This window comes from Clostridium sp. UBA7791, from assembly GCF_002480755.1.
GTDB classification, from domain to species: Bacteria; Bacillota; Clostridia; order Clostridiales; family Clostridiaceae; genus Clostridium_J; species Clostridium_J sulfidigenes.
In genome coordinates this window covers 338,337-352,475 of record NZ_DLCT01000013.1, presented here as the reverse complement: position 1 = coordinate 352,475, position 14,139 = coordinate 338,337, and the positions used below count along the sequence as shown (strand labels likewise).

The window sequence follows — 14,139 nt, the reverse complement described above, 5'->3', positions numbered from 1 at the left end:
GTGATTTAATCATTTAAATATGTAGAATTATTATGTATAATGTAGCTAAATGGAATAGTATTTTATATAAAAACAAAGGAGGAAGGTGATTATTATTAGAAATAAAAGAATTTATATTTTCATTGTAATTATGGCTGTAATGATGCTTTGTTTAACTACTTATAGCGAAAATATAATAATGGCTAAGTCTAAAGATGATGAATTAATTAGTAATAAAATTAAAGCGCCTTTTTATCCATGGGATAATGAATTACCCAATATAGAAACACCAGAGGGATTTCAATGGAGGGAATTTCAAGGTACTACCCTTAATTTTGTAGTAGAAAATAATATAAATGCTAATATTCTTTCTAGGGAGTGTAGAAATTTTACTGAAAAAACTGGTATTAGAGTAAACATTAGACCAATGGACTATAGTACAATGATAAATAAGATAAATAATGATTTTATATCTGAAAGAGCAAAGTTTCAACTTGTTTATGTAGATCCATATCAAACTCTTAACAGGTTTCATAACAATCTAGAGGATTTAAATTTATATAATAATGATCCTAAAATGCCTCATATACCAGGTGGTATGGAGGATTTCTTTGATGATCAGGTAAATATTTTATCCTACTTTGGAGATAAAACTAAGTTATGTGCTATACCTTTTGATACTACAACTATGATTTTCTTCTATAGAAAGGATATTTTCGAAAAGTATAGAGAACAGTTTATGGCTGAAAATGGATTTGATTGGACTCCAGGACAGAAAGATTTTACTTGGGAAAGGTATTGTATTGTTTCAAAATGGATTGATGAAAATGTTCCAGATGAGGAAGTTAAATATGGAAGTGCACAAATGGCTCAATTACATAATTCAGTATATTGCGATTTTTCTAATGTCCTTGAATCCTATGGAGGGGATTATTTTGATGATCCCTATGTTAATACATTAGGAGTAGAAAAACCCAAAATGGTTTCAGTTAAAAATCATAACCTTGAAGATGGATTAAGTATGTACAAGCAGATGGTAGAAGTGGGTGAACCAGATAGTATTAATTGGAATTGGACTGATACTGCGGAAGCTTTTAAGAATGGTGAAATTGCAATGATGGCAAACTGGGATGAAAATGGAGCTGTAGTAGAAAATCCTAATTTATCTAAAGTGGCAGGTAAGGTTGGTTATAGCATCTTGCCCTATGGAAATGTGAGAAGTGCCAATATATATGGAGGAGCAGGAATAGGAATTAATAGTAATGCTTCAGAAATTGAAAAGAAAGCTGCCTGGTTATTTATAGTTTGGGCTACTGCACCTCAGACTCAAAGTATGGTTTTATGGGAACCAGAAGGTGGAAGCATGCCACCAAGAAAATCTGTATATAATAGCAAGGATGTACAAGACATTATAGAAAATGTAAAAAGTAATACAAATGAAATAAGTAATTTAAACCACTTACCTGCACTACTAGAGGTCTGGAAAGAGGATAATGTATATTTTAGATCTAAGATTAGTAATTTCTATTTTGTAGAGCAAATTATTATTAATAATGTAAGAGATATGGTTAAGAATGATTTAGATCCTAAGGTAGTAGCAGATAAAATTTTAAAAGAGTTGAGTTTACTACAATGAAGAGCGGGGATAAAATGAGAACTTCATGGATTAGAAAGAGCTTTAGAAATAAATTGCTAGTTATTTTTATTCTATTAATATTTATACCTATTGGATTTATATATATTATTTATAACAATGTAATGAAATCAATTATTACTACAAAGTATAGTGAATCTGCAAAACAATCTGTATATGAGGCAGGAAGCAATATTGATTTTATAATTGATAGCATTGCTGACCTGTCAGACATGGTTGTTACCAATAGAGATTTTATTGAAAGCTTGAAAGGCTCATCAACTAAAAGTCATGAGGAATTAAATAATATACTGAGAAATTTTTGTACTACAAATGAAGAGGTGGAAAGTATATACCTTACAACTAAACATAATATTTATAATGTAGGGGCTAGCAAAACCTATGTTAAACAGGGAATTGATATTAATAATATCAATATGACTCATGGTGAGTTAGTTTGGTTTGATACAATTCCTGTTAGAGTTAAGATATTGTCGGGAGAAATTCCTAAGAACTATTTTTCTTTAGGAAGAAAGATAATAGACTTAAATAGCTTAAAGGATATGGGAACAATATTTATTGATGTAGATGAAACCATATTAGAGGATTCTTATAAAAGTCTAATTACAGAGGAGAATAGTGAATTATTTATTTGTAATGAAAAGGGTCAAATAATTAGTCATCCTAATAAAGAAATTATAGGAAAGAATATAGAAGAAAAAAATTATGCAAAAGAAGTTCTATCATCTAAAATAGATATGGGTTCAATAGAGTTTACTGATGATAATGTTGAAAAGGTATGTATATACTCTAATATTACATCAACAGATTGGAAGATTGTAAAAATAGTAACTAAAGATTATCTATACAAAGAAATTACAAATATGCAACGATATATGTTAATAGGTGTAATAATTTATGTAGTTATAACTATAATAATTTGTTTATTCTTTTCGTCTCAAATTTCAAAACCCATGGTGAGTATGAGAAATATGATGAAGAAGGCTGAAGATGGAGATTTACATGTGCGCATAAATATAGATAGAATTGACGAGTTAGGGGAACTTGGAAACAGCTTTAATAATATGATAGGGAAGATGAATGAAGTTGTTGATAAGCTAGTAGAAGAAGAAAGAATAAAAAAAGAGTTAGAACTTGAGACATTGCATGCTCAGATTAATCCACACTTCCTGTATAATACACTAAATACTATAAAGTGGATGGCAAAGATACAAGGAGATAAATCTGTAAGTAATGCAGTAACTTCACTGATAAAACTTCTAAGGGTAAGTATAAACTTAGGAAAGGAAATGATTACTCTAGAAGATGAGGTAGATTACGTTAAGAATTATATTAAAATACAAAATCTAAGATTCAATGAAAAAGTTAACATTATTTATAATATTCATGAAGACTGCCTTAATTGCTCAATACCGAAATTAATTTTACAGCCTATTGTAGAGAATTCTTTGATATATGGAATTAGGGAAGATGAAGAAGAGGAACCATTGGAAATATCTATAGAAGCATGTATAGAAGGTGAAAACTTAATTATTCTTGTAGAAGATAATGGACCTGGCATCAGTGAAGAGGATTTAGAAAAAATCTTTACTAAAGAAAAGGATGTAAATAAATTTAGTAAAGTTGGATTAAACAATGTTAATGAAAGAATAAAGCTTTATTGTGGTGAAGAATATGGGATTAAGATAGGAAATAGAAGTGAAATAGGTACATATGTTAAGGTGACGATTCCTAGGAGTATAATGAGGAAACCTACTGGTGACTTTTTAGTAGATAAAGAGGGTGATGAAAGTTTATAAGGTTTTAATTGTAGATGATGAGGTTCTTGTAAGAGTAGGATTAAAATCCACAATAGATTGGAATAGCATAGGCTTTACAGTTATAGGTGAGGCTCCAAATGGTGAAAAGGCCTATGAGATGTATAAGCTATATAACCCAGATGTAATTATAACAGATATAAAAATGCCTAAGAAGGATGGTTTATGGTTAACTGAAGAAGTAAGAAAAGAAGATAGCTTAACTCAAATACTGGTATTAACTTGCTATGATGATTTTACAAATGTAAGACAAGCTCTAAAATGTGGAGCTAATAATTATATTCTTAAATCAGAGGTAGAGGATGAGGAACTTATAAGTACCATGCTAGAGGTAAAAAGAAATTTAGATAATATGGATAAGGATGCACTAGGTAAGGATAAGGCTAGTGAAACCTTAATGAAGGGTAAAAGTCAGCTTATAGAATATCTTATAGATGGTTCAAGTTCCTTTGATGAAGTAGATTTTGAGGGGTTTAAACAGATAGACTTTAATATTTATGGAGGAAAATATTCTATTTTAGGTTTCTTCCCTGAAACTAATGATATTATTACATCCATTAAAGAAAGAGAAAATGAAAATGTGAAAAATGCTATGATAGAGCTTATAACGTGGATATTTTCTAAAGAAAAAATACAATGTGTTCTGAAGGAACAGGAGGATGGACTTATATATTTTATATCCAAGGAAGATATTAAATATGGTGAAGTACAAGAGGTAATTAAATATATAAAGATCACTGTAATGCAATATTTTAATATTAAGCTAGATGTAATATATACACCTATGTTTAGTGAGCTTAGAGAATTTCCAAATTGTTTTAAGGAATATATAGAAAGAACAAAAGATATATTCTATTTGCCTTTGGGTTCTGTAGTAGAAACTAGAGAAAATAAAGAATTGAAGGATATAAATATGCTGAAGTTCGAAAAACAATCTAAGAGTATTCTTATAAACTTTATAGAAGAAGGAAATCTAGAGGGTGGAAAAAGTCATATAGAGAGTATAGAGAAGAAAATAAATGGTTGTAAAATATCAGAGTTAACATGTAAGCTTATGTATTGTAATATTATTGTTAGTATATTAGAAAAGTATGAAGAATATTTTCAAGGTAATGATTATGATACCTTATATCAGGGGTATTACAATAAAATTATGGATTCTACAAGAATTATGTTTATATCAAAACTAATGTGTAAATTTTTAGAGGAGATATGTCAGTTAGTTCTAAGAATAAGGGATGATCAGAATTCTAAATATATTATAAATAAAGTTGTGGAGTACATTGAAAAAAATTATTCAAGTAAAGTTACCCTAGAAGATATCGCTACTCATATTAATCTATCTAAACAATACCTATCATTTTTATTTAAAAAAGAGACAGGAATAAATATTTCTTCGTATATTATTAATCTGCGTATAGAAAAAGCGAAGGAAATGATTAATAAAGGTGAAGATAGCATGAAAGTTATCTATCAAAGGGTCGGATTTACAGATCAACAGTATTTTTATAAGACTTTTAAAAAAGTAACAGGATTAACTGTAGGTCAATATAAAGATACCATATAAAAATAGATAAAGTGTAGCACATTAATACTATTTAACTATGTTAAGTAGTATTTTTTTTATATAAAATTAAGATTAATGAAAAAAATGTAGAAATATATATAATTATGTTGCACAAATATATTAATATATTACACAAAAATATTAATATATTACACAAAGAACTTTGTGAAAAATTAGACGAGAATAATTTGCACAAAACTAAGGTTATTTTCCATTATAGGTTAATTATTTTTTTATTATAATTATGCCATAGAATGAAATTAAAAGTTTACAAGGGGGGATAAAGGTGGAGAGCAATATACCAAAGCTGGAATTAAAAGGTATACAGAAATTTTTCCCAGGAGTAACTGCCTTAGCAAATGTAAGTTTTTCTGTTAAAAAGGGAACGGTTCATGTGCTTTGTGGAGAAAATGGAGCTGGTAAGTCTACACTTATGAAGATAATAAATGGTATATATCAGCCTGATGGTGGAAGTATTCATATAGATGGAAAAGAAGTTAAGATACAGAATCCTATTGAAGCTCGTAAGCATGGTATATCTATGATATTTCAAGAGCTAAATTATATACCTGAGATTACTATTGAAGAAAGTATATTTTTAGGAAGAGAGCCTGTAAATAAATTAGGAAAAATTAATTGGAAGAAGATTAGAAAAGATACAGAAGAACTTTTAAAACAAGAAAATTTACCCTATTCGCCAACAACACAATTTAAAGATCTTACAGTATCAGATATACAAATGCTAGAGATACTAAAGGCTATGTCTTATAATTCACAGGTTATTATCATGGATGAACCTACATCTGCAATTACTAGAAAAGAGGTAGGAATTCTCTTTGATAAGATTGCTGAATTAAAAAGTAAGGGTGTAAGTATAATATACATATCTCATAAGATGGAAGAAATCTTTAAAATAGCTGATGAGATAACAGTTATAAGAGATGGGGTTGTTATTGATACTAAGCCAGCTAGTGAGTTAGATATAGACAAGGTTATTTCTCTTATGGTAGGCCGTAAAATTACCAATGCATATCCTAAGGAAGATATTAAAATCGGAGAAACCATGTTAGAGGTTAAAGAACTAACTGATGGAAAACATTTTGAGGATATCAATTTCCATGTAAAAAGAGGAGAAATTGTAGGTTTTGCAGGTCTTATGGGAGCAGGTAGAAGTGAAGTGGCTAGAACAATATTTGGACTAGACCCATACCTATCAGGTGAGATTAAAGTTAAGGGTAAGGAAGTAAAAATAAAAAATGTAAAAGATAGTATTAACAATGGAATAGTTATGCTATCAGAAGATCGTAAGAGATATGGAATAGTAGGAATTAGAAGTATAACTGAAAATGTATCCATATCTAATTTAGAAAAATTCTTTTATAAGGGTCATCTACATAGTAAAAAAGAGATTAGTAGTGTATCAAATATATGTGAAAGAATGAAGGTAAAATGTCCTAATTTAGAAACCTCTATTGATTCTCTAAGTGGAGGAAATCAACAGAAGGTAATATTTGCAAAGTGGATGCTTAGAAATCCAGATGTTCTTATACTTGATGAGCCAACAAGGGGAATCGATGTAGGAGCAAAGTACGAAATATATAAACTTATTACAGAACTTGCAAAAGAAAATAGAGCAGTAATAATAATAAGTTCTGAATTACCAGAGCTCATAGGTATGTGCGATAGAATCTATGTTATGGCATCTGGAAAAATTACTGGAGAAATAGATAGAGAAAAGGCTACACAAGAAGCTATTATGAAGTTAGCTACAAGGGGGGAATAGAAGGATGAAGATGATAGATATTAGACATAAATGGTCAAAAACCTCAAGTAAATATAGTATTTACGTTGTATTACTTGCTATGTTTATGGCATGTTCTTTAATCAGTCCTGTATTTTTATCAGGAGAAAACTTAACTAATATATCAAGACAAATATCAATAACCACTATTATTGCTTTTGGTGAAACAATTTTAATTATATGTGGACTTATAGATTTATCAGCAGGTTCAGTTCTGGCTTTATCAGGTCTGCTTTCTGTTGCAGCCTTTAAGGCAACAGGTTCTTTGGAAATAGCAGTGCTAGTTGGAGTGCTTGTAGGTGTTATTTGTAACTTTATCAATGGGATAATGGTAACTAAGTTTAAAGCACCTCCATTTATTGCCACATTAGCTATGCAAACTGTAGCAAGAGGAGCAGCCTTATTATTTACAAATGGTCAAAATATTTATCAAATAGGAGATTTTATTGTACTAGGACAAAACTCTATAGGATTTATTCCTATTCCTGTAATATTCATGACTGGAATTACTCTTTTAACTTGGTACATCCTAAAACATACAAAGCTGGGTAGATGTGTTTATGCTGTAGGTGGTAGTGAAGAGGCTTCAAGAGCTTCAGGAATAGACGTAAATAAAACTAAGATGAAGGCTTATCTTATAAATGGTATATTTGTTGGAATCGCAGGTGTGTTATTTATGTCTCGTGTTAATGCTGGACTTCCTAATGCTGGTATAGGAGCAGAATTTGAAGGAATGACTGCTGCAATAATTGGTGGAACAAGCTTTACTGGGGGAATAGGAACTGCAGGTGGAACCCTTGCAGGAGCATTCATTATGGGATTCTTAAACAATATAATGAACCTAGTAGGAATACAATCTTATATGCAACAAGTAGTAAAGGGAGTAATTATTGCATTTGCAGTAATTTACGATATAAAATCTAAGAACAAAAGAGAAAGTAAAAAGCTAGGTAGTATTACTGATAAAACAAAAGACAAAACCCTAGTGAAAACCAAAGGAAGTTCTGTTTAAACTAAATCAAGTTAAGTAAAAATCAAAATATAATAAAAATAATATAATTAGGGGGAGAAAATGATATGAAAACAAAGAAAATATTAGCTTTAGCCATGTCATCGTTACTAGCATTATCACTTACTGTGGGATGTACTAATACTTCAAAGGAGGAACCAGCTGTAGAAGGTGAAAAGACTTATAAAGTTGCATATATTGCAAGGGCACAAGGAGATTCTTTTGCTGCATGGCTTGCAAATGCAGTAAAGGATGAAGTAGCTGCAAACTATAAGGATGTACAGGTAGATATATTTGATGGAGATAGCAAGAATGAAGTTATAGCATCTCATATTGAGAATGCGGTTACAAAGAAATATGATGCAATTCTTCTTCAACCATTTGATTCTGAAGCACAAGTAGCACCAGCTATGGCAGCTATGGATAAAGGTGTTAAGGTTATTACAGTAAACAACCGTATTAATGATAATGATAGAGCAGCTGCAGTAGATGCAGACCCAGTAGATCAAGCTGCTAAAAATGCAAAACTTGCTTTAGAGCAAGTTCCTCAAAATGGAAAAGTTGTAGTTCTTATGGGACCAGCAGGTAATATGCACTCTGATAAGAGACGTGAAGGATGGGAAAAAGAATTCTTTGCAAAGAGACCAGACGTTAAAATCTTAGATGAGCAAATTGCAAATTGGAATAAAGATGAAGCGATGAGATTAATGGAAGACTGGATTCAAACTCATGGAGAAATTGATGCAATAATATCTATGAATGATAACATGTGTGTAGGAGCTCTTGAAGCAGCTAAAGCAGCAGGAAAGACAAATATATTATCATATGGTGTTGATGGAACAGCAGAAGCTTGTTTAGCTATAAAAAATGGTGAAATGACATCAACTACTCTTCAAAGTGCTTACGAGCTTGCAGAAAAAGCTGTTAAGCTAACATATGATGTTATGACTGGTAAAGTAGAGCGTGATACTATAATGGTAGATTGTCCATTAATCACAAAGGATAACGCTGATGAGTTTATAGAAATTCATAAAAAAGCAGGTAATATAGACTAATAAAAAATGTAGACCTTGTACAGTTTTGTGCAAGGTCTATAATTGAACTTAATTTAGGAGGAATAAAGATGATAAACAAGGCAGTATATATGTGTGGAACTCATAATATGGAAACAAGAGATATTGAGGTTTCAGCTCCAAAGGATAAAGAAGTACTTATAAAATTAGAATATGTAGGAATATGTGGTTCAGATGTACATTATTATGAGCATGGTAGAATAGGAGACTTCATAGTAGATGGAGATTTTATTTTAGGTCATGAATGTGCTGGAGAAATAGTTCAAGTAGGCCCTGGAGTTAAGAATTTAAAAGTTGGAGATAGAGTTGCTTTAGAACCAGGTCAAACTTGTGGTCAATGTGAATTTTGTAAAAGTGGTAAATATAATCTATGCCCAGAGGTTGAGTTTTTAGCAACACCGCCATATCATGGTTCTTTAATGAATTATATAACATATCCAGAAAGTATGTGTTTTAAACTACCAGACAATGTATCAACTAAGGAGGGTGCTTTAGTCGAACCTTTAGCAGTAGGATTACATGCCGTATCACAAGGAAATGTAAAATTAGGGGATACGGTTGTAGTTTTAGGTGCAGGATGTATAGGTTTAGTAACTTTATTAGCTTGTAAGGCATATGGTGCTACAAATGTTATTGTTGTAGATGTTATAGATAAGAGATTAGATTATGCCCTAAAATTAGGTGCAACTAAAGTTATAAATGCAAAAAATCAAGATGTACTAGCTGTAATAAATGAGATTACAAACAATGCTGGTGCTAATGTGGTTATTGAAACAGCAGGATCTGAGCATACAATAAAGCAGACACCTTACTTAATAAAAAGAGGTGGAGCTATTGTATTAGTAGGACTTGCGCCAAAGGATATAATTGAGTTCGATTTCATGCAAATAATGACTAAAGAGGTTGAAATAAAAAGTGTATTTAGATATAGAAACATATATCCAGCAGCTATAGGAGCAATTTCTGATGGGAAAATTGATGTTAATGGAATAGTTACCCATGAATTTGATTTTAGTGACACAAAGGAAGCCTTTGACTATGTTATAGAAAATAAGAATGATGTAGTAAAGGCAGTTATTAAGCTTTAATAATTTTGATTGGAGTGGCTAGAAGATGAAGTACTTATTAGGCATAGATATTGGAACTTCAGGTACTAAAACAGTGCTATTTGATAGGGGAGGAAATCCTATTTCCTCTTCTACAGCAGAATATCCATTATATCAGCCAGAGATTGGTTGGGCAGAACAAGACCCACAAGATTGGTGGAATGCAGTATGTATAACAATTAATCAAGTTATAAAAGATAGTAATATAAATCCGGAATCCATTAGTGGTATTGGCTTATCTGGACAAATGCACGGTTTAGTTATGTTAGATGGAGATGGAAATGTATTAAGAAAATCTATTATTTGGTGTGATCAACGTACAGCTAAGGAATGTGTTGAGATTACAGAAAAAGTTGGAGAAAAAAGATTAATAGATATTACAGCAAATCCTGCTCTAACAGGATTTACAGCATCTAAAATACTTTGGGTTAGAAATAATGAGCCTGAAATATATGAAAAATGTAGGAAAATATTATTGCCTAAGGACTATATAAGATATATGCTTACAGGTGAATTTGCTACGGAGGTATCTGATGCTTCAGGAATGCAGCTTTTAGATATTAAAAATAGGTGCTGGTCTAAGGAAGTCCTTAATGCTTTAGATATTCCTATAGAGTATTTAGGAGATGTACATGAATCAATTGTAGTCAGTGGAAAAGTTCATAAAAAAGCAGCGGAGGTTACTGGTCTTAAAGAGAATACACCAGTAGTTGGGGGAGCAGGAGATCAGGCAGCTGGTGCAATAGGAAATGGTATTATAAAAAGTGGACAAATATCTTCGACTATAGGTACTTCAGGAGTAGTATTTGCTCATTTAGATGAACCTATAATTGATGAGAAAGGAAGAGTACACACCTTTTGTCATGCAGTGCCAGGTGCATGGCATATGATGGGAGTAACCCAAGGTGCAGGACTTTCTTTAAAATGGTTTAGGGATAATTTTTGTACTAATGAAATTGAATTAGCAAAAGGTATGGGAATTAATCCATATGTACTTATGACTAAAGAAGCAGAAAAAGTGCCTGCAGGTTCAAGGGGAGTAATATATCTTCCATATCTCATGGGAGAGCGCACACCACATTTAAATCCTAAGGCAAAGGGTGTATTCTTTGGACTTTCAGCTGCTCATACAAAAAATGAAATGCTAAGAGCTGTAATTGAAGGAGTATCCTATTCACTTTTAGATTGCATGGAAATCATTAAAGACACAGGAATGAATCCTACTAATGTGATGGTGTCAGGTGGAGGCGGAAAAAGTGAACTATGGCGTCAAATATTAGCAGATATGTTTAACTGCAAAGTATCTACAAATAAGTCTTCAGAAGGGCCAGCCTTAGGGGTAGCATTACTAGCAGGAGTTGGAACTGGCGTATATAAGGATATAGATGAAGCTTGTAGCATAGCAATTTCTGAAAATAGTGTACAATTTCCAAAAGAAGAAAATTCCCTAGTATATAAAAGATATTATGAGATTTATAAGAAGATATATGATGATTTAAAAGGAACTTTTGAATTATTATAATAGATTAATTATATTATAATTTATTAAGTTAAGAATGAGCACTCTTAGGGGTGCTCATTCTTATTTGACACAACAAGTATTAATAACTTTGTTTATATATTTTAGAATTTTATATATAATATTTATAGAAACTTATTTAGATATAAAAACAACTGGTAAAATATTCGATATATGTTTTTAAAATATGCATTTAGTGAAATGGAGTTAATTTTAATGGTTGAATTACTAAGAAATCTTACGAATAATTTAGGGTATATAATCCTTATTGCTTTCTTTGTTTCAAGACTAGGGAGCTTTAAGAAAATAGTACAAAAGGATAAATTTAAAAAGAAAGATCTAATTGTGCTTTCAATAATTTTTGGAGCCTTTGGAATTTTGGGAACCTACACAGGAACAGAGGTTAATGGAGCCATTGCTAATACAAGAATTATTGGTGTAATGACTGGGGGAATACTATGCGGACCTTTTGTAGGGACAATGGCAGGTATTATAGCTGGAGTTCATAGATTGCTTGTAGATATTGGAGGTATTACATCAATACCATGCACAATAACTACTATAATTTCGGGAATAGTTGCGGGTTTAATATATAGTAAATCAAATGAAAATAACAAGTGGTTTTACGGGTTATTTGGAGGACTTTTAATTGAAATTTTAGAAATGATTCTAATACTTACAATGGCACATCCCTTTAGCAATGCCTTAACCATTGTAAAGAGCATATATTTTCCTATGAGTTTTGCTAATGCTATTGGAATTGCAATTCTAATATTGATAATTCAAAAAATACTTAAAGAAAAGGAAGAAATTGCAGCAAAACAAGCACAAATCGCTTTGGAGATTGCAAATAAAACCTTACCGTATTTTAGAGAAATGAATGAAAATTCCTTAGAACAGATATGCGGAATAATAAGGGAATCAATTAATGCAGATGCAGTATCTATAACAAATAAAGAGAATATATTAGCTCACGTAGGAGTAGGAGCTGACCACCACATAAAGGGTCAAAATATTATAACAGAGGCTACAAAAAAGGTTATTAAAGGAGGAAATTTACTTTCTCTAACAAATGCAAATCAGATAGAGTGTCCTAATTTAAATTGTAGTTTAAAATCTGCAATTATTGCTCCTTTAAAAGAAGGAGATGAAGTAATAGGTACATTAAAAATATATTATTGCACTGATAATGCCATTTCCTTTAGAAATATAAATTTGGCTGTAGGCTTATCCCAAATTATTTCTACCCAGCTAGAAATAAGTAAGCTTGGAGAACTGAAAAATATGGCAAATAAGGCTGAAATAAAGGCATTGCAATCCCAAATAAATCCTCACTTTCTATTTAACGCACTAAATACAATAATTTCCTTTATTAGATTTAATCCTAATAAAGCAAGAGAGCTAATTATTAATTTATCTACCTACTTAAGGTATAATTTAGATATAGGGGAAAACCATGTAGATATTTATAAGGAACTAGAGCAGGTTAAAGCATATGTAGAAATAGAAAAAGCAAGATTTGGGGAGAAACTTCATGTAGTTTATAATATTGAAGATGATTTAGATGTTAAAATCCCAAGTCTTATCATTCAGCCAATAGTTGAAAATTCCATAAAACATGGTATTTTAAAAGGTAAAGGTGAAGGGACAGTGACAATTGAAGTTCAAAAAGTTTCCAAGGACAACATTATGATAATTATTGAAGATGATGGAATTGGAATTTCAAAAGATATTATAGAAAAAGTCTATGAAGATAAAATGGAAGAAAATAAAATAGGCATATCAAATGTTCATAATAGATTAAAATATATTTATGGTGAAGGATTAAAGATAGAAACATTGAAAAGCGGTACTAGAATCAGTTTCAATGTAAGTAAAATAAGGGAGTGATGGTATGAATTGTATTATTGTTGATGATGAATCTCCTTCAAGAGAAGAGCTAAAATATTTTATAAACAATTTCAGTAATATAAAAATAGTGAATGAATTTGATGATTCTATTAAGGCTTTAGAATATATTGAAGAAAATAAACCAGATATTATTTTCCTAGATATTAATATGCCAAAACTAGATGGCATTGCATTATGTAAAATTATTAATCATTTTCCAAAGCAATCCCTTGTAATTTTTATTACTGCCCATAAAGATTATGCTGTAGATGCCTTTGAAATTCAAGCTTATGACTACATATTAAAGCCTTATTCAGAAGAACGAATAGTTAGTACATTAAAGAAAATTGATAAACTTTCAGATAAAAAGAGTATAAATAATAAAATAACCCTTTGGAAAGATAATAAGATGATTGTAAAAAATATAGTAGATATTTCCTATTGTGAAGCAAAGGAACGAGAAACTTTAATTTATATTAATGGAGTACAATATAATGTAAACTGTAGTATTTCAGAATTTTATAAAAAACTTCCCAAAGAACTCTTTTATAGAAGTCATAGATCATATATTATTAATACTGATAAAATTACAGAGATAGTTCCGTGGTTTAACAACACCTTTATGTTAAAATTACAAGGTGAGAAAGTTGATATACCCGTAAGTAGAAATAATATAGGTGAGTTTAAGCATATAATGGGCATATAAAAGCACTTGATGTGCTTT

General features: G+C 30.7%; 10 protein-coding genes. All 10 read left to right on the top strand.

The window, feature by feature from the left end; translation table 11 throughout:
• The first annotated feature begins 85 nt into the window (after positions 1-85).
• A complete protein-coding gene (locus tag B3Z56_RS17075; RefSeq protein ID WP_346846415.1) occupies positions 86-1,615 on the top strand; it encodes an ABC transporter substrate-binding protein in 1,530 nt (509 codons plus the stop codon).
• Positions 1,612-3,432 (top strand): sensor histidine kinase, encoded by a 1,821-nt coding sequence (locus tag B3Z56_RS17070; RefSeq protein ID WP_346846416.1) that lies wholly within the window; start codon positions 1,612-1,614, stop codon positions 3,430-3,432. Before B3Z56_RS17075 ends, B3Z56_RS17070 begins: the two co-directional genes overlap by 4 nt.
• Positions 3,419-5,017, top strand: coding sequence for a response regulator transcription factor (locus B3Z56_RS17065; protein ID WP_346846417.1), 1,599 nt, complete (start codon positions 3,419-3,421; stop codon positions 5,015-5,017). Before B3Z56_RS17070 ends, B3Z56_RS17065 begins: the two co-directional genes overlap by 14 nt.
• Before the next feature lie 286 nt (positions 5,018-5,303).
• Entirely contained in the window at positions 5,304-6,800 is a 1,497-nt protein-coding gene (locus B3Z56_RS17060) for a sugar ABC transporter ATP-binding protein (protein WP_346846418.1), read from the top strand.
• Positions 6,801-6,813: 13 nt separating this feature from the next.
• Complete coding sequence (locus B3Z56_RS17055; protein WP_414632291.1) at positions 6,814-7,830, top strand: ABC transporter permease; 1,017 nt, start codon at positions 6,814-6,816, stop codon at positions 7,828-7,830.
• A gap of 65 nt (positions 7,831-7,895) precedes the next feature.
• Positions 7,896-8,882 (top strand): sugar ABC transporter substrate-binding protein, encoded by a 987-nt coding sequence (locus B3Z56_RS17050; RefSeq protein WP_346846420.1) that lies wholly within the window; start codon positions 7,896-7,898, stop codon positions 8,880-8,882.
• Between the two features lie 68 nt (positions 8,883-8,950).
• The gene (locus B3Z56_RS17045) at positions 8,951-9,988 is read left to right on the top strand and encodes an NAD(P)-dependent alcohol dehydrogenase (protein ID WP_346846421.1); all 1,038 of its coding nucleotides are present in this window, start codon (positions 8,951-8,953) and stop codon (positions 9,986-9,988) included.
• 25 nt (positions 9,989-10,013) lie between these two features.
• The gene (xylB, locus tag B3Z56_RS17040) at positions 10,014-11,528 is read left to right on the top strand and encodes a xylulokinase (protein ID WP_346846422.1); all 1,515 of its coding nucleotides are present in this window, start codon (positions 10,014-10,016) and stop codon (positions 11,526-11,528) included.
• 213 nt (positions 11,529-11,741) lie between these two features.
• Entirely contained in the window at positions 11,742-13,415 is a 1,674-nt protein-coding gene (locus tag B3Z56_RS17035; RefSeq protein WP_346879247.1) for a sensor histidine kinase, read from the top strand.
• Between the two features lie 4 nt (positions 13,416-13,419).
• The gene (locus B3Z56_RS17030) at positions 13,420-14,121 is read left to right on the top strand and encodes a LytTR family DNA-binding domain-containing protein (protein ID WP_346846424.1); all 702 of its coding nucleotides are present in this window, start codon (positions 13,420-13,422) and stop codon (positions 14,119-14,121) included.
• The last annotated feature ends 18 nt before the right edge of the window (positions 14,122-14,139 follow it).

Coding starts and splice junctions, on each gene's coding strand:
- B3Z56_RS17070 (WP_346846416.1), top strand. CDS start 1,612: ATGAAGAGCGGGGATAAAATGAGAACTTCATGGATTAGAAAGAGCTTT.
- B3Z56_RS17065 (WP_346846417.1), top strand. CDS start 3,419: ATGAAAGTTTATAAGGTTTTAATTGTAGATGATGAGGTTCTTGTAAGA.
- B3Z56_RS17050 (WP_346846420.1), top strand. CDS start 7,896: ATGAAAACAAAGAAAATATTAGCTTTAGCCATGTCATCGTTACTAGCA.
- B3Z56_RS17045 (WP_346846421.1), top strand. CDS start 8,951: ATGATAAACAAGGCAGTATATATGTGTGGAACTCATAATATGGAAACA.
- xylB (WP_346846422.1), top strand. CDS start 10,014: ATGAAGTACTTATTAGGCATAGATATTGGAACTTCAGGTACTAAAACA.
- B3Z56_RS17035 (WP_346879247.1), top strand. CDS start 11,742: ATGGTTGAATTACTAAGAAATCTTACGAATAATTTAGGGTATATAATC.
- B3Z56_RS17030 (WP_346846424.1), top strand. CDS start 13,420: ATGAATTGTATTATTGTTGATGATGAATCTCCTTCAAGAGAAGAGCTA.